General features: G+C 65.3%; 23 protein-coding genes. 16 read left to right on the forward strand and 7 right to left on the reverse strand.

Annotation, left to right across the window (positions count from 1 at the left end; genetic code table 11):
- Positions 1-12 precede the first annotated feature (12 nt).
- The 11 genes from AB1Z25_RS07500 to AB1Z25_RS07550 all read left to right on the forward strand — a co-directional run bounded on the left by AB1Z25_RS07500 (position 13) and on the right by AB1Z25_RS07550 (position 7,535).
- A complete protein-coding gene (locus AB1Z25_RS07500; protein WP_107799110.1) occupies positions 13-498 on the forward strand; it encodes an OmpH/Skp family outer membrane protein in 486 nt (161 codons plus the stop codon).
- A gap of 106 nt (positions 499-604) precedes the next feature.
- A complete protein-coding gene (gene lpxD / locus AB1Z25_RS07505; protein ID WP_107799109.1) occupies positions 605-1,669 on the forward strand; it encodes a UDP-3-O-(3-hydroxymyristoyl)glucosamine N-acyltransferase in 1,065 nt (354 codons plus the stop codon).
- Positions 1,662-2,114 carry a 3-hydroxyacyl-ACP dehydratase FabZ gene (gene fabZ, locus AB1Z25_RS07510; protein ID WP_019100286.1) on the forward strand — a complete coding sequence of 151 codons (453 nt, stop codon included), beginning with the start codon at positions 1,662-1,664 and terminating at the stop codon, positions 2,112-2,114. The genes lpxD and fabZ overlap by 8 nt, the downstream gene beginning before the upstream one ends.
- 2 nt (positions 2,115-2,116) lie before the next feature.
- Positions 2,117-2,893, forward strand: coding sequence for an acyl-ACP--UDP-N-acetylglucosamine O-acyltransferase (gene lpxA / locus AB1Z25_RS07515; protein ID WP_235089212.1), 777 nt, complete (start codon positions 2,117-2,119; stop codon positions 2,891-2,893).
- Between the two features lie 5 nt (positions 2,894-2,898).
- Complete coding sequence (lpxB, locus tag AB1Z25_RS07520; protein WP_107799108.1) at positions 2,899-4,071, forward strand: lipid-A-disaccharide synthase; 1,173 nt, start codon at positions 2,899-2,901, stop codon at positions 4,069-4,071.
- The gene (rnhB, locus tag AB1Z25_RS07525) at positions 4,068-4,670 is read left to right on the forward strand and encodes a ribonuclease HII (RefSeq protein ID WP_107799107.1); all 603 of its coding nucleotides are present in this window, start codon (positions 4,068-4,070) and stop codon (positions 4,668-4,670) included. The genes lpxB and rnhB overlap by 4 nt, the downstream gene beginning before the upstream one ends.
- The gene (locus AB1Z25_RS07530) at positions 4,667-5,158 is read left to right on the forward strand and encodes a DNA-deoxyinosine glycosylase (protein ID WP_486636925.1); all 492 of its coding nucleotides are present in this window, start codon (positions 4,667-4,669) and stop codon (positions 5,156-5,158) included. The genes rnhB and AB1Z25_RS07530 overlap by 4 nt, the downstream gene beginning before the upstream one ends.
- Positions 5,159-5,213: 55 nt before the next feature.
- On the forward strand, positions 5,214-5,426 hold the full coding sequence (locus AB1Z25_RS07535) for a hypothetical protein (RefSeq protein ID WP_166453119.1): 213 nt from the start codon (positions 5,214-5,216) through the stop codon (positions 5,424-5,426).
- Between the two features lie 83 nt (positions 5,427-5,509).
- On the forward strand, positions 5,510-6,016 hold the full coding sequence (mobB, locus tag AB1Z25_RS07540) for a molybdopterin-guanine dinucleotide biosynthesis protein B (protein WP_486636926.1): 507 nt from the start codon (positions 5,510-5,512) through the stop codon (positions 6,014-6,016).
- Complete coding sequence (locus AB1Z25_RS07545; protein WP_486636927.1) at positions 6,003-7,196, forward strand: molybdopterin molybdotransferase MoeA; 1,194 nt, start codon at positions 6,003-6,005, stop codon at positions 7,194-7,196. The genes mobB and AB1Z25_RS07545 overlap by 14 nt, the downstream gene beginning before the upstream one ends.
- Before the next feature lie 3 nt (positions 7,197-7,199).
- Complete coding sequence (locus tag AB1Z25_RS07550; protein ID WP_107799103.1) at positions 7,200-7,535, forward strand: 2Fe-2S iron-sulfur cluster-binding protein; 336 nt, start codon at positions 7,200-7,202, stop codon at positions 7,533-7,535.
- A 49-nt stretch (positions 7,536-7,584) separates the two neighbouring features.
- Here AB1Z25_RS07550 and AB1Z25_RS07555 read toward each other — a convergent pair whose 3' ends face one another.
- The 3 genes from AB1Z25_RS07555 to dsbD all read right to left on the reverse strand — a co-directional run bounded on the left by AB1Z25_RS07555 (position 7,585) and on the right by dsbD (position 11,194).
- Positions 7,585-8,208 (reverse strand): LysE family translocator, encoded by a 624-nt coding sequence (locus AB1Z25_RS07555; RefSeq protein WP_486636928.1) that lies wholly within the window; start codon positions 8,206-8,208, stop codon positions 7,585-7,587.
- Between the two features lie 28 nt (positions 8,209-8,236).
- The gene (locus AB1Z25_RS07560; protein ID WP_107799101.1) at positions 8,237-9,349 is read right to left on the reverse strand and encodes an AI-2E family transporter; all 1,113 of its coding nucleotides are present in this window, start codon (positions 9,347-9,349) and stop codon (positions 8,237-8,239) included.
- 90 nt (positions 9,350-9,439) lie between these two features.
- Positions 9,440-11,194 carry a protein-disulfide reductase DsbD gene (gene dsbD / locus AB1Z25_RS07565; protein ID WP_486636929.1) on the reverse strand — a complete coding sequence of 585 codons (1,755 nt, stop codon included), beginning with the start codon at positions 11,192-11,194 and terminating at the stop codon, positions 9,440-9,442.
- 250 nt (positions 11,195-11,444) lie between these two features.
- Here dsbD and AB1Z25_RS07570 point away from each other — a divergent pair, with 250 nt between their 5' ends.
- Positions 11,445-12,227 (forward strand): alpha/beta fold hydrolase, encoded by a 783-nt coding sequence (locus tag AB1Z25_RS07570; protein ID WP_107799099.1) that lies wholly within the window; start codon positions 11,445-11,447, stop codon positions 12,225-12,227.
- 96 nt (positions 12,228-12,323) lie between these two features.
- Here the strand turns inward: AB1Z25_RS07570 and AB1Z25_RS07575 are convergent, their stop codons facing one another.
- The 4 genes from AB1Z25_RS07575 to AB1Z25_RS07590 all read right to left on the reverse strand — a co-directional run bounded on the left by AB1Z25_RS07575 (position 12,324) and on the right by AB1Z25_RS07590 (position 16,331).
- The gene (locus tag AB1Z25_RS07575; RefSeq protein ID WP_486636930.1) at positions 12,324-13,268 is read right to left on the reverse strand and encodes a hypothetical protein; all 945 of its coding nucleotides are present in this window, start codon (positions 13,266-13,268) and stop codon (positions 12,324-12,326) included.
- A 79-nt stretch (positions 13,269-13,347) separates the two neighbouring features.
- Complete coding sequence (dxs, locus tag AB1Z25_RS07580; protein WP_227103849.1) at positions 13,348-15,198, reverse strand: 1-deoxy-D-xylulose-5-phosphate synthase; 1,851 nt, start codon at positions 15,196-15,198, stop codon at positions 13,348-13,350.
- A 13-nt stretch (positions 15,199-15,211) separates the two neighbouring features.
- The gene (locus AB1Z25_RS07585; RefSeq protein WP_486636931.1) at positions 15,212-16,108 is read right to left on the reverse strand and encodes a polyprenyl synthetase family protein; all 897 of its coding nucleotides are present in this window, start codon (positions 16,106-16,108) and stop codon (positions 15,212-15,214) included.
- Positions 16,098-16,331 (reverse strand): exodeoxyribonuclease VII small subunit, encoded by a 234-nt coding sequence (locus tag AB1Z25_RS07590; RefSeq protein ID WP_048412271.1) that lies wholly within the window; start codon positions 16,329-16,331, stop codon positions 16,098-16,100. Before AB1Z25_RS07590 ends, AB1Z25_RS07585 begins: the two co-directional genes overlap by 11 nt.
- 255 nt (positions 16,332-16,586) lie before the next feature.
- Here AB1Z25_RS07590 and AB1Z25_RS07595 point away from each other — a divergent pair, with 255 nt between their 5' ends.
- From AB1Z25_RS07595 to AB1Z25_RS07610, 4 genes are all read left to right on the forward strand, one after another.
- Positions 16,587-17,420, forward strand: coding sequence for an SDR family NAD(P)-dependent oxidoreductase (locus AB1Z25_RS07595; protein ID WP_486636932.1), 834 nt, complete (start codon positions 16,587-16,589; stop codon positions 17,418-17,420).
- Between the two features lie 208 nt (positions 17,421-17,628).
- Positions 17,629-19,434, forward strand: coding sequence for an ABC transporter substrate-binding protein (locus tag AB1Z25_RS07600; RefSeq protein ID WP_107799094.1), 1,806 nt, complete (start codon positions 17,629-17,631; stop codon positions 19,432-19,434).
- A 48-nt stretch (positions 19,435-19,482) separates the two neighbouring features.
- Positions 19,483-20,424, forward strand: coding sequence for an ABC transporter permease (locus AB1Z25_RS07605; protein ID WP_107799093.1), 942 nt, complete (start codon positions 19,483-19,485; stop codon positions 20,422-20,424).
- A gap of 16 nt (positions 20,425-20,440) precedes the next feature.
- Entirely contained in the window at positions 20,441-21,505 is a 1,065-nt protein-coding gene (locus AB1Z25_RS07610; RefSeq protein ID WP_486636933.1) for an ABC transporter permease, read from the forward strand.
- Positions 21,506-21,507 lie beyond the last annotated feature (2 nt).

The following is a 21,507-nucleotide window of genomic DNA, read 5'->3' on the forward strand; positions in this document are numbered from 1 at the left end:
CGGGGTTGTTATATGAAAGCATTGCAATGGGCGGCCGTGCTCTTATCCATGGCCGCCATGTCGGCCCAGGCGGCCGATCTCAAAATGGGCTATGTCAACACCGAGCGCATCTATCGCGAAGCGGCGCCGGCGATCGCCATCCAGAAACGTCTGGACAAGGAGTTCTCCGAGCGGCGCAACGAGCTGAAGAAGATGGAGGCGCGCGCCAAGGAGCTGGAGTCCCAACTGGCCAAGAGCAGCTTGAATTCCGACGACCGCAAGCGCTACGAGCGTGAATACGCGGCCTTGGACCGGGATTACCGGGCCAAGGGCCGCGAGCTGTCCGAAGACTTCAATCAGCGCCGCAACGAGGAGTTCGCTTCGGTGCAGGAGCGGGCCAATCGCGCGCTCAAGCAGCTTGCCGAGCGCGAGCAGTACGACCTGATCCTGCAAGACGTGGTGTATGTGAACCCCAAGTACGACCTGACGCCCAAGGTTCTGAAAGAACTGGACCGCTGAAGGCAGGGCGGGGCGGCGCAAGGGCCGTTCCGAATGCGCGCGGCCATGGCCGCGCGCCAACTCACATTACGGGAGCAAGCCGACCCCAGGTCGGCTTTCGTTTTTGATGGCTTATACCCTCTCATTCATTACCGGGCAGCTGGGCGGCGAACTGGCCGGCCCGGACCTGACGGTGGGCCGCCTGGCGCCGCTGGAAGCGGCCGCGGCCGGCGACATCGCCTTTCTGGCCAATCCCAAGTATCGCAAGCAGCTGGACGACAGCGCCGCCAGCGCGGTGATCGTCGCGCCCAAGATGGCGGAAGAGCTGGCGCAGACCGAGGTCTGGAAGCAGCGCTCCTGGATCGTCGCCGCGGACCCTTATCTCTACTTCGCGCGGCTGGCCGCGCTATTCCACCCGCAGCCGCTGGCCCGCGCCGGCGTGCATCCCAGCGCGGTGCTGGGCGAGGGCGCGCGGGTGGCGGCCAGCGCGGAGGTGCGCGAGCACGTCAGCATCGGCCGCAACGCGGTCATCGGCGAGCGCTGCCGGCTGATGCCGGGCGTGGTGGTGGGCGACGACTGCGTGCTGGGCGACGATGTGGTGCTCTATCCCAATGTCACGCTTTATCACGGCTGCGTGCTTGGCCACCGCGTGGGCGTGCACTCCGGCAGCGTGATCGGCGCCGACGGCTTCGGCCTGGCCTGGGATAAGGATCACTGGTTCAAAATTCCGCAAACCGGCCGCGTCATCATTGAGGACGACGTGGAAATCGGCGCCAACACCACGGTGGACCGCGGCGCGATGGCGGACACCGTGATCCGCAAGGGCGCCAAGGTGGATAATCTGGTGCAGATCGCCCATAACGTGCAGATCGGCGAGCATTCCGCCATCGCCGGCTGCGTCGGCATCGCCGGCAGCGCCAAGATCGGCGCTTATTGCACCGTGGGCGGCGCGGCGATGTTCGTCGGCCACATCGAGATTACGGACAAAACCCATATCGGCGGCGGCACCCTGGTGTCGAAGTCGATCAAGACGCCGGGCACCTACGCCTCGTCTTACCCCTTGCAACCTATGAAAGAGTGGCTGGCCAACGCCGTGCACGTCCGTCATCTGGACGATATGGCCAAGCGGCTCAAGCAGCTCGAGCGAGAGCTCAAAGAAATGAAGAATCAGGAGGAATCCCCCAATGTCTGAACACGCCGTCACCATCGATGTCCGCGAGATCATGCGCTATCTGCCGCATCGCTATCCTTTCCTGCTGGTGGACCGTGTCACCGAGTTCGAGGAAAACAAGCGCATCAAGGCGCTGAAGAACGTCACCATCAACGAGCCGTTCTTCGTCGGCCACTTCGAGCAATACCCGGTGATGCCGGGCGTGCTGATCATCGAGGCGATGGCCCAGGCCGCCGGCATCCTGGCCATCCGCAGCCAGGGCGAGCGCGCCGAGAACGAGCTGTATTTCTTCGTCGGCATCGACAACGCCCGCTTCAAGCGCCAAGTGGTGCCGGGCGACCAGCTGACCTTCGAAGTGGAACTGATCACCAGCAAGCGCGGCATCGGCAAGTATTCCGCCCGCGCGCTGGTGGACGGCCAACTGGCTTGCGAAGCCGAAATCATGTGCGCCAAGCGCGAGGTGTGATCATGGCCATCCATCCAACCGCCATCGTCGACCCCAAGGCTCAGATCGCCGACGACGTGGAAATCGGCCCTTACACCATCATCGGCCCCAACGTCAGCATCGGCAGCGGCAGCTGGGTGGGCCCTCACGTGGTGATCGAGGGCCACACCGCCATCGGCAAGAACAATCGCATCTTCCAGTTCTGTTCGCTGGGCGCCCAGCCGCAGGACAAGAAGTACGCCGGCGAGCCGACCCGTCTGGAAATCGGCGACAACAACACCATTCGCGAATTCTGCACCTTCAACACCGGCACCGCCCAGGACGCGGGCGTGACCCGCGTCGGCAACGACAACTGGGTGATGGCCTATGTGCACGTCGCGCATGACTGCCAGGTGGGCAATAACGTGATCCTGGCCAACAACGCCACGCTGGCCGGCCATGTGCAGCTGGGCGACTGGGTGATTCTGGGCGGCTTCACCAGCGTGCACCAGTTCGCCATCATCGGCGAGCACGCGATGACCGCCTTCGCCAGCGCCGTGGCCCAGGACGTGCCGCCTTTCGTCACCGCCCACGGCAACCGCGCGGTGCCCTCCGGCATCAACGCCGAAGGCATGAAGCGCCGCGGCTTCAGCGCCGAGCAGATCCGCCGCGTGCGGGGCGCCTACAAGACGCTGTACCGTCAGGGCCTGTCGTTTGAGGACGCCAAGGCCGCCATCCTGGCGGAAGCCGCCGCCGGCCACGATGAACTGGCTCCGTTCACCCGCTTCTTTGGCCAGTCCGCCAGAGGCATCATTCGCTGAGATCCATGCCCGACACTTTGTTTAAAAGCAAGCGGGCACTGAAGGTCGCCATGGTGGCTGGGGAAGCCTCTGGCGACCTTCTTGCCGCCCACCTGATGGACGCGCTGCTGGCGCGCTATCCCGACATCGAGTTCGCCGGCATCGGCGGCCCGCGGATGGAGGCCAGAGGCTTTGTCAGCCACGCGCCGCAAAGCCGGCTGGCGGTGATGGGTTACGCCGAGGTGCTCAAGCGCCTGCCGGAACTGCTGCGCATCCGCCGCACCCTGCGCGACCGCCTGATCGCGGAAAAGCCGGACGTTTTCATCGGCATCGACGCGCCGGACTTCAATCTGGACCTGGAGGCCGCGCTCAAGCGCGCCGGCATTCCCACCGTTCACTACGTCAGCCCCTCTGTCTGGGCCTGGCGGCCGGAGCGGGTGCAGAAGATAGGCCGCAGCGTCAGCCATATGCTGTGCCTGTTCCCGATGGAGCCGCCCTTATACCGTCAGGCCGGGGTGCCGGTCACCTATGTCGGCCATCCGCTGGCCAGCGAGATTCCGCTGCGCCCGGACCAGGGCGCGATGCGCGAGCAGCTGGGGCTGCCGCAGCGCGCGCCGGTGTTCACCCTGATGCCGGGCAGCCGCATCGGCGAACTGGAGCACATGGCGCCGCTGTACATCGAAACCGCCAAGCTGTTGCTGAAAAGCTATCCGGACGCCCAGTTCCTGGTGCCGCTGGCCACCCGCCCCACCATGGAGCTGTTCGACCGCATGTTGAGCCGCTGCAAGGGCTGGGATCTGCCCTTGCGCAAGCTGTTCGGCCACGCGCAGATGGCGATGATCGCCAGCGACGCGGTGCTGGTCACCAGCGGCACCGCCACGCTGGAAGTGGCGTTGACCAAGAAGCCGATGGTGATCAGCTACAAGCTGTCCCCGCTGACCTACCGCCTGGTCAAACGCAAGATCCGTCTGCCCTACGTCGGCCTGCCCAATATCCTGTGCGGCCGCTTCGTGGTGCCGGAACTGCTGCAGAAACAGGCCACGCCGGCCAAGCTGGCGGCGGAGATGCAAAGGCTGTACGAAGATCAGGACGCGCGCCGCGAGATGGTGCAGACCTTCACCGAGCTGCATCAGTCGCTGCGCCAGGACACCGCCGCGCTGGCCGCGGACGCGGTGTTGCAAGTGGCGGGGCGGCAATGAGCGGGCTGGATCTGGAGCGGATCGCCGGCGTCGACGAAGCCGGCCGCGGTCCGCTGGCCGGCGCGGTGTTCGCCGCCGCGGTGATTCTGGACCCGGCCAAGCCCATCGCCGGCCTGGCCGATTCCAAAGTGCTGAGCGAGGCCCGTCGCGATGAACTGGCGCCGCTGATCAAGCGCGACGCGCTGGCCTGGTGCATCGCCAGCGCCAGCGTCGAGGAAATCGACACGCTCAACATCCTGCACGCCACCATGCTGGCGATGACGCGGGCGGTGCAAGGCCTGCAGCCGCAGGCGACGCGCGCGCTGATCGACGGCAACCGCGTGCCCAAGGGCCTGCCGGTGCCGGGAGAAGCCATCGTCAAGGGCGACGCCAAGGTGGCGGCCATCTCCGCCGCCTCCATCCTGGCCAAGACCGCGCGCGACGCCGAACTGGTGGCGCTGGACGCTCTGCATCCGCAATACGGCTTCGCCCGCCACAAAGGCTACCCCACCGCCGAACACCTGGCCGCGCTGGAGCAGCACGGCGCCTTGCCGGCGCATCGCAAAAGCTTCGGCCCGGTCAAGGCCTGGCTGCTGCGTCAGCAGGGACAGCTGTTTTGAGCGGCGCGGCCGCCAAATCCTGTTTCCCGCCGGTGGCGCGGCCGGACGCCCGCGTCTTGGTGCTGGGCTCCTTGCCCGGCGACGCCTCCTTGCAGGCCGGCCAGTACTACGCTCATCCCCGCAATCAATTCTGGCCGCTGCTGCAGGCGATCACCGGCCGGCCGCTGGTCGAGCTGGCCTACGCCGAACGCCTGAACGCGCTGCAACAGGCCGGCGTGGCCTTGTGGGACGTGATCGCCAGCGCGCGGCGGCGCGGCAGCCTGGACGCCGACATCCGCGATCAGCAGGCCAACGATCTGCGCGAACTGGCGCAAAGCCTGCCGCGGCTGCGCGCGGTCGCCTTCAATGGCGCCACCGCCGCGCGCGCGGCCGCACAGCTGGATGGCCTGGGGCTGGACATCCTGGCCTTGCCTTCTTCCAGCCCGGCGCATACCCTGGCCTTTGACAGAAAACTTGAAGTTTGGCGGCAACTGGGACGATATTTGTAGTTGACGGCGGGACAATGCGTCGGCCGTCGCGATGAAACCACCTGGGGGAGCGAATATGGGCCATTACTGCATATGGTTTGTCACGCCGGACGACAGCGTGATGCGCCGGGCCGAAGTGGTGATCAACGGCGTGATCCATTGCCATCAGGTGCTGGAGGAAATCGAGGCGCAGCTGGCGGTGGACTGCGGCCTGACCCAGGTGATGATCGTGGACTGGAAACGTTTTGAGACGCCGGAACCCGCCAACAAGCTCGCTCACGCGGCTTAGGCGGCTAGCTCTTTGGTAGGAGTCAAGCCTACAGGCGGCCATGCTATCATGGCCGCCTGAATCTTTATGGGGGCGTCGGCGCTATGCATGTATTGGGTTTCGCCGGCTATTCCGGCAGCGGCAAGACCACCTTGCTGGAAAAACTGATTCCCCGTCTGAGCGCGCGCGGCCTGCGCGTCGCCGTGATCAAACACACCCACCACGACGTGGACTGGGACACGCCGGGCAAGGACAGCTGGCGGCATCGCCAGGCCGGCGCCGCGCAAGTGCTGCTGGCCTCGGCCCGCCGCCGCATGCTGGTGGAGGAGTTGGCGGACAGCAACGATCTGCCGCTGGCCGCCCACCTGGCCATGCTGGGCCCTTGCGATCTGGTATTGGCCGAAGGCTTCAAACACGAAGCCATTCCCAAGATAGAAGTGGTCAACAGCGCGCTGGCCGCGCCGGCCTTGCATCCTGTTGATCCGCAAGTTCTGGCCGTGGTCGGCGATCTGCCGCAAACGCTGGACCTTCCCTGGTTTCACCGCGACGACGTCGACGCCGTCGCCGCCTTCCTGATTTCACGATTGGATCTGCCCCATGCTGAGCTTTGAACAAGCCCGTGACTGGCTGCTGGAGCGCGCCCAGCCGCTGAGCGCCACCGAACAAGTCGAATTGCTGGCCGCCGCCGGCCGCGTGCTGGCCGAGCCTGTGCTGGCCACGCTGGACGTGCCGCCGCACGACAATAGCGCGATGGACGGCTACGCCTTGCGCGCCGACGAACAAGCGGCGGCGATGCCGGTGTCGCAGCGGGTGCCGGCCGGCAGCGTGCCGCAGGCGCTGGCCGCCGGCAGCGTGGCGCGCATCTTCACCGGCGCGCCCATTCCGCCCGGCGCGGACGCCGTCATCATGCAGGAACAGGCGGAAACCGCCGCCGACGGCACGGTGAGCTTCAGCCAACCGGCCAGCGCCGGCCAGAACATCCGCCGTCGCGGCGAGGACATCCGCGCCGGCCAGGAAATCCTGCCGGCCGGCAAAGTGCTGAACCCGGCCGACATCGGCCTGGCCGCGTCCATCGGCGTGGAAACGCTGACGGTGCGCCGCCCGCTGCGGGTGGCGGTGTTCTTCACCGGCGACGAACTGGTGGAGCCGGGCCGGCCGCTGGCCGCCGGCCAGATCTACAACTCCAACCGCTACTGGCTGGCGCCGGCGCTGATGCGCCTGGGCTGCGAGGTGATCGATCTGGGCATCGTCCGCGATTCCCTGGGCGCCACCCGAGAGGCGCTGCGCGATGCCGCCGACGCCGCCGACGTGATCATGACCTGCGGCGGGGTGTCGGTGGGCGAGGAAGACCACGTCAAGGCCGCGGTGGAGGCCGAGGGCTCGCTGGACCTGTGGAAACTGGCGATCAAGCCGGGCAAGCCGCTGGCTTACGGCAAGGTGGGGCAGGCTGACTTCATCGGCCTGCCGGGCAATCCGGTGTCCGGCTTCGTCACCTTCCAGGTGCTGGCGCGCGCCTTCCTGGAACGGCGCGCCGGCCTGCCGGTCTCGGCGCTGGCGCCGGAAGGCCCGTATCCGGCGGCCTTCGACTGGACCCGGCCGGACGCGCGCCGCAGCGAGTTCATCCGCGTGCGGCGCGTGTGCGTCGACGGCCGCTGGCAGCTGGAACTGTACCCGCAGCAAGGCTCCGGCGTGCTGATGTCCTGCGCCTGGGCCGACGGCCTGGTGCGGCTGGAGCCGGGCCAGGCGGTGGCGCGCGGCGACATGCTGGCCTATCTGCCGCTGGTGCAGTAAGCCGTGCCCACCATCCGCTTCGTCGATGACAAGGGCGCGCTGCTCGGCGAGCAGCAGGCCATGCCCGGAGACAATCTGCTGGACCTGGCGCGGCTGGCGGACGTGCCCCTGCATTGGCGTTGCGGCCAGGGCACTTGCGGCACCTGCAAGGTGAGGCTGGCGACGCCGGAGGCGGAGCAGCGGCCCAGCCGCAAGGAACGCAATGTGCTGCTGCGCGCCGGCGCCATAGACGCTGCCCAGGCCGCCAGCGAATGCTGGACCGAGGCGCGGCCTTGGCGGCTGGCCTGCCACCTGCATCTGAGCGAGGACGATTGGGAAGTGGAGTGTCCGGCGTTTTGAGCGCCAACAAAAAGGGCCCGTAGGGGCCCTTGTTTATGGCATTGGGCGCTCAAGCGCTCCTGCGGTACAGCGCGATCGACCCCGCCAAGGCCAGCAAGGCGCCGCCGCTGATCCGGTTCAGCCACTTCACGCCGTTTTCCCGCCACAGTTGCAGAGACTTCGCGCCCAGCAGCGCGTAGCCGCTCATCGCCAGCACGTCTATCGCCACGATCACGGCGGCCAAGGCCAGGTACTGGGGCAACTGGGCTTCGGCCGGCGAGACGAACTGAGGCAATAGCGCGGACATGAAGAAATAATACTTGGGGTTGCCCATGGCCACGGAAAAGCTCTTGGCGACGGCGGCCCAGCGCGAAGGCTGGCGCGCGGCGTCTCGGAACAAGGCCGGCCCGCCTTTGGCGCGTAGCATCTGCAGGCCGACATAGGCGAGAAAGGCCACGCCCAGCCATTTGACGATCTGAAATAGCGTTTCGGACGCCGCCAGCAGCGCGCCGAAACCCAGACCCACCAACAGCACCAGCAGCAAGTCTGCCAAGACCGCGCCCAGCATGCCGTACAGCGCGTAGCGCAGGCCGAAGCGGGAACCGTTGCTCAGCGCGAGCAACACCGTCGGCCCCGGGGTGAGAATGCCGACGGACATGATGAAGGCGAAGGCGAGCAGGGTGGCGAAAGTCATGAACAAGTCTCCGTCCGGTATCGATCTCTTAATCCGCGGTCTGCCGCTCGCCGCGCGCTTCGGCCTCGCCGGCCTTGGGTTCCGGACATTCCGGGCGCAGCCAGTGGCGCAGCATGGTCAGGGCCACCGCCAGCAGGGTGGGGCCGATGAACAGGCCTATCACCCCCCAGGCGATCAGGCCGCCGATCACGCCCAGGAAGATCAGCGACAGCGGCATCTGCGCGCCCTGGCTGATCAGCAAGGGCTTCAGGATGTTGTCTATGGTGTTGATCAGCAAAAAGCCCCAGACCAGCAGAAAGATGCCCAGGCCGGTGTTGCCGATGTAAAACACCCAGGCGGCGGCCGGCAGCCAGACGATCAGCGTCGGCATCTGCGCCACCGCGACGATGAAGCAAAGGAAGCCCAGCACCAGCGCGCCGGGCACGCCGGCGATCAAGAGGCCGATCACGCACAGAATGGTCTGCGCCAGCGCGGTGCCCACCACCCCGGTGGTGACGCTGCGTATGGTGCGGGCGATCACGTCCGGCAGTTCGCCGGCCGGCGCGCCGCCCAGCTTGATCACGATCAGCTCCACCATGTCCCACAGCCGGTCGCCGTTGATCAACAGCAGGCCGGACACGATGATGGCCAGCACGATCTCCAGCAGGCTCAGGCTGAGATTGGCGCCGCCGGACAACAGCCACAGCGCGCCCTGGTTCACCGCCGGGCGGATCTTTTCGAAGAAGCCGGGCAAGTCGGCCTGCACGCTGCCCCACAGCTTTTGCAGGCTTTCGCCCACCACCGGGATATTGGCCAGCCAGGCCGGCGCGTTGGGCAGGGTCAGCTGGGTCAGATCATGGGTGAGGCCGGACAGATGGGGCAGGGTGTCCGCCAAGGTCAGCGCCATCAGGCCGATGGGAATGGCCAGCGCCAGCGCCAGCGCCAACACGATGAGCAGGGCGGCCAGCTTGTGGCGCTCCCCCAGTTTTTGCCGCAGCCGGCAATGCAGCGGCCAGGCGGAAATGGCGATGATGGAGGCCCAGGTCAGGGCGCCGAGAAAGGGTTGGATCACGCGCAGGCAAGACATCACCAGCAGGGCGATGATGGCGATCTGGAACACGGCCAGAATGCTGACATTGGAGAACGCTTTATTGATGGCCATGGGGCTCTCGGAAAATGAAAACGGGCCGATCGGAAGATCGGCCCGCTGATTCTGCAATGCAATGGGCGTGAATGCAATTGGCGCTTGCGGCTATTGCGGATTCGCCGCCGCCAAGGTCTTGGCGAAGGCTTCCGCCGGGGTGAAGCCGATCACGCGGTCCGCCTCCTGGCCCAGCTTGTCGAACAGGATGATGCCCGGCGGGCCGAACAGGCCGAAGCGCTTGAGCAGCGCCTGGTGCTCGGCGTTGTTGGCGGTCACGTCGGCCTTGGCCAGCACATAGCCCTGCATCTGGCGGCTGACCGCGGCGTCCGGGAAGGTTTCCGCCTCCATCTCCTTGCAGGACACGCACCAGTCGGCGTAGAAGTCCAGCAGCAGCGGCTTGCCTTCCGTCTTGGCCCTGGCCAGCAGCGCGTCCAGCTGAGCGCTGTTCGCCACCGGCTGGAACACGGCGGCGGCCTTGGCTTCCGCCTGGCCCTGGCCCAGCCAGCGCAAGGGGTAGCGCGGGTTGTCGGCGCCGGCCAGCAGGCCGGCCAATTGGGCCGCGCCTATCAGCAGCAGCGCCACGCCGGCGGCCTTGCCCAGCCGCCGCGGCGCGCCGGCGTTGCCGGGCAGCGCTTCCAGCGCGCCCAGGGACACCGCGCTGCCTATCAGCAGCAAGGCCCACAGCAGCATCACCAGCGCGCCCGGCAGGAAGGGCGTGGCCAGCCAGACGGCCAGGCCCAGCATCACCACGCCGAAGCAGGCCTTGACGGTTTTCATCCAGCCGCCGGCGCGCGGCAGCACCTGGCCGCCGAAGGTGCCGATCAGGATCAACGGCAGGCCCAGGCCCAGCGCCATCGCGTACAGCGCGGCCCCGCCCAGCGCGGCGTCGCCGGTGCTGCCGATATAGCCCAGCGCCAGCGCCAGCGGCGGCGCGACGCAGGGGCCGATGATCAGCGCGGATAGCGCGCCCATGATGAACACGGTGGCGAACTTGCCGCCGGACATGCGGTTGGAGGTGTCGGCCAGCCGCGACTGCAGCGCCGACGGCAGCTGGATGGTGAACAGGTCGAACATGGACAGCGCGAACACCACCATCAGCGCGCTGGCGCTCAGCACCACCGCCGGCTGTTGCAGCCACACGGTCAGCAGCGCGCCGGTGAGGCCGGCGACCACGCCGACCAGGGTATAGGTCAGCGCCAGGCCCTGCACATAGGTGAAGGACAACAGGAAACCGCGGCGGCGGGTCAGCGTTGCGCCCTGGCCGGCAATCAATGAGGAAACGATGGGCAGTAGCGGATACATGCAGGCGGTGAAGGCCATGCCTATGCCCGCCAGCAGAAAGGTGCCCAATGTGGTCAGCCAACCCTGGGCTGCCAGCTCATTGTTGCCGGCCGAGGACTTTCCCTGCGGGGAGGCCTCCGACAGCCATTCGCCCAGCTTGCCGCCGGCGGCCGGCGTGCCGCCCACCTTGAGCTTGTGGGTGTAGGGCGGGTAGCACACGCCGGCGTCGGCGCAGCCTTGCAGTTTGACCTGCAGTTCGAATTCGGCCGGCGCGTTGGGCTGCAGGGGCACGGTCACCACGTTCTTGCCGATGAACACGGTCTGCTTGCCGAAGTACTGGTCGTTCTTTTCCTTGCCGGCGGGGAATTGCGGCGCGCCCACCAGATTGGCCGGCTGGCTGCTGATCTGGGTGCGGTCGCGGTACAGGTAGTAGCCGGGGGCCACGTCCAGCGTCAGCTGAAGCTGGTCGCCGGCGCGCTCAACCTTGGCGGCGAAGGCTTGTTCGGCCGGCAGCAAGTCGTCCTGGTTGACGGCGTGCGCGGGCAGGCTCAAGCCCAGGCAGGCCAGCGTGACCGCGAGCAAGCCCACGATCCGGGATGAGAGTAGCGATAAGTTGATTGGCACGGGATGACTCTATGGTTTATGGTCGTTAGCGTTTGAATGACCGGCGCGCGAAGGCTTGGTTCCATGGCGGCCGGGCGGGGTGCGGAAGGCGGCGGACTTGGTCGCGGCCGCGTCTTGCTATGCGAAAACAATATGCATTAAATTCAAATAACGGGCAAACGGTAAGATAGAATATTTATATAAAAACTAGGGCGCAATACCAGACATCATGCGAGAAACGATTCACTTTGCTCATGCCAACAGTTTCCCGGCCTCGGTTTACCGCAAATTCCTGGACGCGCTGGGCGAGCGCTGCCAGGTGGGCTTCCTCGACGCCATCGGCCACGATCCGGCCTATCCGGTCACCGACTGCTGGCCGCATCTGGTGGAGGAAACCATCGCCCACATCGAAAGCCACTATCAGGGCCCTATCGTCGGCGTCGGCCATTCTCTGGGCGGCTTCCTGATGTTCTACGCCGCCTTGCGCCGGCCGGAGCTGTTCAAGCGCATCGTGATCCTGGATTCGCCGCTGATGGGGCCGTTCCGCTCGCGCGGCATCTGGCTGGCCAAGAAGCTGGGCTTCATCGATCGCATCACCCCGGGCGGCAACACCCTGAAGCGGCGCGACAACTGGGCGTCGGTGGCCATGGTTCACGACTACTTCGCCCGCAAGTCCATGTTCGCCCGCTTCGATCCGGACTGCCTGGCCGACTACGCCGAGCACGGCACGGTGGACGACGGCCAGGGTGGACGCAAGCTTAAATTCCGTCCGCGGATCGAACATGACATCTATTGTTCGCTGCCGCATGATTTTCCGCGTTATCGCGGCCAATTGAAAGTGCCGGCGGCTTTTATCGCCGGCGTCGGCTCCGACGTGTTGAAACCGGCGGACCTGCGCTTCATGCGCAAGCACTTCAATATCCAGGTGCAGATGCAGCAGGGCAGTCATCTGTTTCCGCTGGAACGGCCGGTGGAAACGGCGCGGCGCATCCTGGATCTGCTGGAGGCCTGAGCCGGGATCCCGCGGCGCAAAAAACGGAAGCCCGGGGGCTTCCGTTTTGACTGCGGCTTGCGTTTGAGCGGCGAAGCGCCGCCGCTTCCAGGCGGGCTAGATGGGGCGGATCTCTTGCGGGTAGAGCAGGGCGATATGGGCTCTACCTTCGGAGCGGTCGGTCAAGAACAGCTGGGCCAACAACAGATGCTGTTCCGGCAGGGAGTTCAGGTCGGTCTTGATCTTGTCGAACAGTTCGGCCTTGTAGGTGGCTTGGTCGCGGCCACCGGCTTTGCTGGAATAGGTTTTCAGCGCCCAAGCATGGCCGACATGGGCCAGCTCGGGGTTGCTCAGTCCCAGTTTGTTATAAATGACGCCTTTGGCGTCCGAGCCGTCCTCGTCGGAGTAAGCGAGCAGGGAGAAGCTAGGGCCGCTGAGATTCAGGGCGGAATTCAGCTTGTCGGCCACGTTTTCGATATAGGGCTCGAAGTAGCAGGTGTATAGCCAGGCAGGCAGCGGGATGGGCGGCTTGATGACGGGCAGTTTGATGTGGGTGGTGGGATAGAACAGGGTGATGGTGGCCTTGCCCTTCCTGCTGTCCGACAGCAAGAGCTTGGCGCCGAAAGCCTCGGCTGGCGACAAGCTGTTCAGTTTGTTGCGAATCTTGTCGAATAATTCTGTATTGTAGGCGGCCTGATCGTCGCCTTTGGGCTTGGCCTCGATATAGAGTTTCTGCCAGCCGGCATTGTTCTTCTGGATATTGCCCTGGTTGGCCGGCGCATAAAACACCACGCCCTTGGCCGGATTTTCTTTCTCGTCGGCCACGGCGGCGATAATGTGATGATTGGCCCGCGACAGTTCATCGGTGCGCTGCCTGATCTTCTCCAGCAGCTCATCAATATCATTCTTAAACTCGGCAATATAATCCCAATAGTTCGACATTGAATGACTCCATTGCAGTGAATGGCGCGGCGGCGTCGCGCTCTGAATGGATTGTATGTCGGTGGCAAATGTGCGCGGCTGACAAAAGCTGAACGCCGCTTCAGCGACGGCGGGCGGCATGGGCGCTTGGCGTGGGTTCTCAGGGGGCAAAGCAAAACGCCCGGCGGAGCCGGGCGTTGAAGTTGGACGACAAGTTTTCTTACAGCATCGCCAGCCGCTGGCGTACGCTGCGCTCGATGCCGGCGGCGTCCAGGCCGCAATCGGTCAGCATGCCGGCCGGGTCGCCGTGCTCCACGTAATCATCCGGCAGGCCCAGTTGCAATACCGGCTTGAGGATGCCCATCGCCTGCATCGCCTCCAAACAGGCCGAGCCGGCGCCGCCCATCACCACGTTTTCCTCCACGGTGATGATCAGATCGTGGCTCTCCGCCAGCCGGCATACCAGTTCCGCGTCCAGCGGCTTGACGAAGCGCATATCGGCCACGGTGGCGTTCAGCGCCTCGGCGGCGGCCAGGGCCGGCGTCACCATGCTGCCGAAGGCGAGGAAGGCCACTTTCTCGCCCTGGCGGCGCAGCAGGCCCTTGCCCAGCGGCAGCGCCGTCATCTCGGCCTGGATCTCGGCGCCGGGGCCGGTGCCGCGCGGATAGCGCACCGCGGCCGGGCTGTTCATCTGGAAGCCGGTGTACAGCATCTGCCGGCATTCGTTCTCGTCCGAGGGCGCCATCACCGTCAGATTGGGAATGCAGCGCAGGAAGGACAGATCGAAGGCGCCCGCGTGGGTGGGGCCGTCCGCGCCCACCAGGCCGGCGCGGTCGATGGCGAACAGCACCGGCAGATTCTGCAGCGCCACGTCGTGGATCAGCTGGTCGTAAGCGCGCTGCAGGAAGGTGGAGTAGATCGCCACCACCGGCTTGACGCCGTCGCAGGCCAGGCCGGCGGCGAAGGTGACCGCGTGCTGTTCGGCGATGGCCACGTCGTAATAGCGGTCCGCGTGCTCCTGCTCGAAGCGCACCAGGCCGGAGCCCTCGCGCATCGCCGGGGTGATGCCCACCAGACGCGGGTCGCGCTTGGCCATGTCGCAGATCCAGTCGCCGAACACCTGGGTGTATTGCGGCTTGCCGCCGCCCTTGCCGCTGGCCAGGCCGTTGCTGGGGTCGAACTTGGTGACGCCGTGGTATTTGACCGGGTCGCTCTCCGCCAGCTTGTAGCCGTGGCCCTTCTTGGTGACGATGTGCAGGAACTGCGGGCCTTTGAGGCTGCGGATATTGCTCAGGGTGTCCACCAGCACGTCCACGTCGTGACCGTCGATCGGGCCGATGTAGTTGAAGCCGAACTCCTCGAACAGGGTGCCGGGGGTGAAGAAGCCCTTGACGTGCTCCTCCACCTTGCTGGCGATCTCCTTCAGCGGCGGGGCGATGCCCAGCACCTTGCTGGAGCCTTCGCGCATCGCCGCGTAGAAGCGGCCGGACATCAGCTTGGCCAGGTAATTGTTCAGCGCGCCGACATTGGGCGAAATCGACATCTCGTTGTCGTTGAGCACCACCAATAGATCGGTGTCCATCGCACCGGCGTTGTTGAGGGCCTCGAAGGCCTGGCCGGCGGTCATGGAGCCGTCGCCGATGATGGCCACGCACTTGCGCTCAATGCCCTGGGTCTTGGCGGCCACCGCCATGCCCAGCGCCGCGCCGATGGAGGTGGAGGAATGGCCGACGCCGAAGGTGTCGTACGGCGATTCGTCGCGCTTGGGAAAGCCGGCCAGGCCGCCTTTCTGGCGCATGCTGCCCATGCGCTCGCGGCGGCCGGTCAGAATCTTGTGCGGGTAGGTTTGATGGCCCACGTCCCACACCAGGCGGTCGTCCGGGGTGTTGAACACATAGTGCAGGGCGATGGTCAGCTCGATGCTGCCCAGGTTGGAGGCGAAGTGGCCGCCGGTCTTGCTGACGCTTTCCACCAGGAAGTCGCGCAGTTCCGTGGCCAGCGGCGCAAGCTGCTGGCGCGACAGCTTGCGCAGGTCGGCGGGGCTTTGAATGGTCTCGAGCAAGGGATACATAGTTTTCTGCTTCTCAGAACGAGCGCGCGACGATGTAGTCGGCCAGTTCCTTCAATCGTTGGGCGGAATCGCCAAATCCTTCCAGCGCGGCAAACGCCTCGTCGCGCAAGTCGCGGGCAAACTGCTTGGCTTCGGACAGCCCCATCAGGCTGACGTAGGTGGGCTTGTCGTGGGCGGCGTCCTTGCCGGCGGTCTTGCCCAGGGTGGCGGTGTCCGCTTCGCAGTCCAGCACGTCGTCCACCACCTGGAAGGCCAGGCCCATGCGCTTGGCGAATACGTCCAGGCGGGCGGTCTCGTCTTCGCTCAGCGGCCGGCCGGCCATGGCGCCCAGCAGCACCGACGCGCGGATCAGCGCGCCGGTTTTCAGCAAATGCATATACTCGAGCTCAGGCTGATTCAGCGCCTTGCCCACGCTGGCCAGATCGATGGCCTGGCCGCCGGCCATGCCGGCGTGGCCGGCGGCGCGCGCCAGCGTGTGCGTCATCGCCAGCTGAGCCGTGGCTTCCACCCCGGTCATGGGCGCGGAGAGCACGTCGAAAGCCAGGGTTTGTAGCGCGTCGCCCACCAGGAGCGCGGTGGCCTCGTCGTAAGCCACGTGGCAAGTGGGCTTGCCGCGGCGCAGCACGTCGTCGTCCATACAGGGCATGTCGTCGTGCACCAGGGAATAGACGTGGACCATCTCCAGCGCGGAGCCGATGCGGGCCAGATTGTCGGCCGAGGCGCCTACCAGTTCGCCGGCGGCGAATACCAGCAGCGGGCGCACCCGCTTGCCGCCGCCCAGGCAGACGTAGCGCATCGCTTCGTGCAATTTTTGCGGCGTGTGCTGGGGGGAGGGCAGCAGGCGCTCCAGCGCGCCTTCCACTTGCTGCTGGATCTCGGTCATCCAGGCCATGAACGGTTTATTGTCCATTGGACAATTCCAGCGGTTTGAGTTCGTTGTTTTCCAGGATTTTCAGCTGCTGTTCCGCGTCGGCCAGTTTGGTCTGGCAGAACTTGATCAATTCTATGCCCTGCTTGTAGGAGCCGAGCGCCGTTTCCAGCGGCATGTCGCCGCTTTCCATCGCCTGGATGATGTCTTCCAGTTGGGCCAGTGCGGTTTCGAAACTGGCCGGCGCTTTGCTGGCTTTAGCCATGGCGTTTTCCTTATTGTGCTTTGTGGTGGCCGGGCCGTGCGTGTTCTATCGGTGTCGCGAGGGCGCGGGCGGCTCTTTAAGGCCGTCATTCTAGTCCAATTTCCCGGTGCGGCGACAGAGGCGATTGAGCGCTTTTGGCAAGCGCGAATGCCGTGGAGATGCCGGCGGCGCGGAAAGTGAACGCGCCTAGCGGACAATTCCCCGCCGCCCGCATTTGCGGTAGGGTGTCGCCAATTGAAAACGACAGGGGCCAGCATGCATTCGCAACCATCCATTCTGATCACCGGCTGCTCCAGCGGCATCGGCTACCACACCGCCGTCATCCTGGCCCAGCGCGGCTGGCGCGTGATCGCCAGCTGCCGCGCCGCCGCCGACGTGGAGCGCCTGCGCAGCGAGGGCATGACTTGCATCCGGCTGGACGTGGACGACGCCGACTCCATCCGCGACGGCCTGGCCCAGGCGGTGGAACTGGCCGGCGGCCGCCTGGACGCCTTGTTCAACAACGCGGGCTTCGGCCAGCCGGGCGCGGTGGAGGACATCAGCCGCGCGGCGATGCGCGAGCAGTTCGAAACCAATCTGTTCGGCCCCTGGGAGCTGAGCAACGCCGCGCTCAAAGTGATGCGCACCCAGGGCCATGGCCGCATCGTGTTCAACAGCTCCATTCTGGGCTTCGCCGCCATGCGCTGGCGCGGCGCTTACAACGCCAGCAAGTTCGCGATGGAAGGCCTGTGCGACACCCTGCGCCACGAGCTGCACGGCACCGACATCCATGTGTCCCTGGTGGAGCCGGGGCCGATAGAAAGCCGTTTCCGCCCCAATGCGCTGGCGCGTTTCCTGAAGAACGTGGACATCGACGCCAGTTTTCACCGCGAGGCCTATCAGCAGCAGCTGGCGCGTCTGAAGAAAGAGGGCCACGCCGCGCCGTTCACCCTGCCGGCCAGCGCGGTGGCGGAGGCGGTGCACCGCGCCATCACCGCGGCCAAGCCGGCGGCGCGCTACCGGGTGACTTTCCCCACCAAATTGTATTGGTGGCTGCGTCGCCTGCTGCCAACCCGTTGTTTTGACTGGGCATTGCGCGCGGCCACCTGAGGCGGCGCCAAGTCCTTGGCTTAGCATGAGTTTTTCTATGCATAGACATGTATTTTCTTTGATGCCATTTTGATAGTTTCTTGTTGATCTAGCCCGCGGATTCGCTTTACAGTCACGGCACTTGCTCATGGCATTTCCTCATGCCGGAGCAGGCATAACAATAGAGACGCCGGGTTTCCCGGCTCCGTGACACAAAGGAGTAAGCGAGATGAATCGCTGGAAATGGCTGCCCCTGCTGCTGGCGGGGGCGGGCCTGCTCGCGTCCGCGCAAGCGGCCGATATGAGCAAGACGCTAAAGGTGTCCTTCCTGGCGCCCGAGACCGGATTCGACCCGGCCAAGATGAGCGATATTTATTCGCTGGGCGTGATCGAGAACATTTTCGACAATCTGCTCAGGTACGACTATCTGGCGCGGCCGCTCAAGCTCAAGCCGGGCACCGCCGTGGCCCTGCCGGAGATATCGGCGGACGGCCAGGTGTTCACCTTCAAGGTCCGGCCCGGCATTTATTTTGCCGACGACCCGGCCTTCAAGGGCAAGAAGCGCGAGCTGACCGCGGCGGACTACGCCTACAGCATCAAGCGCTTTGCCGACCCCAAGGTCAGCTCGCCCAACGCCACTTCCTATACCGACTACGTGCTGGGATTGGCGGAGGCGGGCAGCGCCGCCAGCAAGAAAGGGCGCTTCGACTACGACAAGCCTATCGAAGGCATCAAGGCGCTGGACCGCTACACCCTGCAGCTGACGCTGAAAAAGCCCAATTACAACTTCCTCTACACCGTGGCCGCCAAATTCAGCGGCGCGGTGGCGCGCGAGGTGATTGAAACCTACGACAGCAACACCAACGCCCACCCGGTGGGCACCGGGCCGTTTGTGCTGAAGGAATGGAAGCCGGGCAACCGCATCATCCTGGAAGCCAATCCTGGCTACCGCAAGGAAGTGTTCGCCGACGAGCCGGCCGCCGACGCGCCGCCGCAGGACCGCGAAATCGCCGAGCAACTGCGCGGCAAGACCCTGCCTGTCATCGGCCGCGTGGACATCAAGGTGATAGAAGAAGAACAGCCGCGCTGGCTGTCCTTCCTCAACAAGCAGATCGACTACATCGGCGTGCCCAAGTCCGCCATCCCGTCCACCGTGCACAGCAGCGAGGCCAACCCCTTCCAGGCCAGCCTCAACCCGACGCTGGCGCAGCGCGGCATCCGCCTGCACCACAATCTGGGCATGGACCTGACTTACGCCTTCTTCAATATGCGTGACCCGGTGGTGGGCGGCTACAGCAAGCAAAAGATCGCCTTGCGCCGCGCCATCGCCATGGCCTACCCCAGCAAGGAAGTGATCAAGCTCTTGTACAGCGGCCAGGCCATCCAGCTGCAAAACCTGGTGCCCTTGAACATGGTGGGCAACGATCCGCGCTTTCACGGCGCGGCGGACTTCGATCCGGCGCTGGCCAATGCGCTGCTGGACCAGGCCGGCTACAAGATCGGTCCGGACGGCTACCGCCGCCAGCCCAACGGCCAGCCGCTGCTGATCACCCAGGCCACCCAGGGCAGCGCTTTCGACAAGCAGTTCAACCAGATCTGGCAGAAGGCCTTTGACAGCATCAAGCTGCGCGTCACCTTCAAAGTGGCCAAGTGGAATGAAAACCTCAAGGCCGCCTACGCCGGCAAGGTGCAGATGTGGTCCTTGGGCGGTTCCGCCGCCATTCCGGACGGCGACGACTTCGTCACCGGCCTGTGGACCAAGCAGATCGGCATCGGCAACCTGCCCTTCTTCAGCCGGCCGGAGTTCGACAAGGCCTATGAGGCGTCGCAAGTGCTGCCCAACGGGCCGGAACGCGACGCGCTGTTCGACCGCATGAACCGGGTGGTGGCCGCTTACCAGCCCTATGTGCTGGGCGTGACCCGCTTCGAAAACGTCGTCAGCCACGACTATCTCAAGGGTTACAAGCCGCATCCGCTGGCCACGATTGGGGTGTCCTGGCGTTATGTCGACATCGACCTGAGCAAGCGTCGCTAAGCGCCTTGATCCGGGGCGCAGCCGCGCCGCTATATTCTGGAGAAGCAGATGTTCAATTTCATCATCCGCCGAATCTGGCAGATGGTGCCGACGATGTTCGGCGTCATGCTGCTGGTGTTCGTGCTGTTCAACTGGGTGGGCGGAGACCCCACCTACATCCTGGCCGGCAAACGCCTGACGCCGGAAATCATGGCCAATATCCGCGCCCAGCTGGGCCTGGACCTGAGCCTGCCGCAGCAGTTCTGGCTCTTCGTCAAGCAAGTGGCCACCTTCGACTTCGGCACCTCCTGGTCCACCCAGCAGTCCGTCACCGCCACGCTGGCTTCGCGCATCGGCCCCTCGCTGACGCTGACCGGCACCTTGCTGGTGTTCGAACTGCTGACCGCGCTGCCCATCGCCATCGTCGTGGCTTACTACCGCGGCACGCTGACCGACCGCATGGTGACGCTGATCTGCACCGTGGCCATGTCCGTCAGCTCGCTGGCCTACATCATCGTCGGCCAATACCTGCTGGCCTTCAAACTGGACTGGTTCCCGGTGATGGGCTGGGACGACGACAGCCTGCTGCGCAGCTTGCTGATCTATGTGCCGCTGCCGCTGATCCTGGGCATGCTGGTGTCGCTGGCGCCCAATGTGCGCTTCTACCGCAGCTTCGTGGTGGAAGAACTGGGCCACGACTACGTGCGCACCGCGCGCGCCAAGGGCTTGTCGGAAAAAACCGTGCTGTTCAAGCACGTGCTGCGCAACGCGCTGATCCCGGTGGTCACCGCGGTGATGATGTCCTTGCCCTTCCTGGTGCTGGGCTCGATGCTGCTGGAGCGCTTTTTCGGCATTCCCGGCATGGGCAATGAACTGCTGATGGCGGTGGACAAGAGCGATTTCCCGGTGATCAAGGCCATTACCGTGACCATCGCCGCCGCCGCCATGGTGTTCAACCTGCTGGCCGACATCATCTACAAGTGGATCGATCCACGCGTGCAACTCAAGTGAGCGCGGAGCACAAAACATGACAACATTGCAAAACACCGCCGGCGTGCCGCCGGCCGCCCCCTCGCGCAGCCTGTGGGCGCTGGGCTGGCAACGCTTGAAGCGCGACCGCATCGGCTTCGTCTCCCTGTGGGTGGTGGCCGCCTTCATGCTGCTGGCCGCCGCCGGCTGGCTCAATCTGGCCGGCCGCGGCTGGAACGACGAAATCGCCGCCTCCTACGCGCCGCCCACTTTATTGCTGGAGAAATACCGCCAGCAGGAAACGCCGGCCGCGGCCGGCGGCCAGTCCACCGCCATTGTGCCCACCGAACGCTTGAAACCGTCGGAAGATCCCATCCACGACTGGCTGGAAGCCGCGCGTCCGCACGCCGCCCAGTACGCTGTGCCGGAAGTGAAGAAAGTGGCGTCGCTGACCTTCGGCGCGGATCAGCGCGGCCGCGACATCCTGGACAAGGTGATCAAGGGCACCGCCACTTCGCTGCTGGTGGGCTTCTTCGGCGCGCTGCTGTCCATCCTGATCGGCACCTCGCTGGGCGCGATGGCCGGCTATTTCGGCCGCAAGGTGGACGACTTCCTGATGTGGTTCTACAGCGTGTTCACCTCGGTGCCGGACATGCTGCTGCTGCTCGCCTTCGCCGCCGTGGCCGGGCGCGGCATCGCCACCGTCATTCTGGTGCTGTCGCTGACCAGCTGGACCGGCACCTTCCGCCTGGTGCGGGCCGAGTTCATCAAGAACCGCTCGCGCGAGTACGTGCAGGCGGCGGACGCGATCGGCGCCAGCCACAGCCGCCGCATGTTCATCCACATCCTGCCCAATGTCTCCCACCTGCTGCTGGTGCAGTTCTCCCTCTTGATGGTGGGCCTGATCAAGTACGAAGTGATCCTGTCCTTCCTGGGCTTCGGCGTGGACGTGCGCCAAGTGAGCTGGGGCTCCATGCTGGCGGAAGTGCCGGAAGAGCTGTTGCAGGGTTATTGGTGGCAGCTGGCCATGGTGGTGGTGTTCATGTCCACCCTGGTGACCGCCTTCAGCATGTTGACCGATGCGCTGCGCGACGCGCTGGACCCGCGCGCGGCGGCGAAGTGAGC

It is taken from the genome of Chromobacterium sp. HL1 (genome assembly GCF_057418835.1).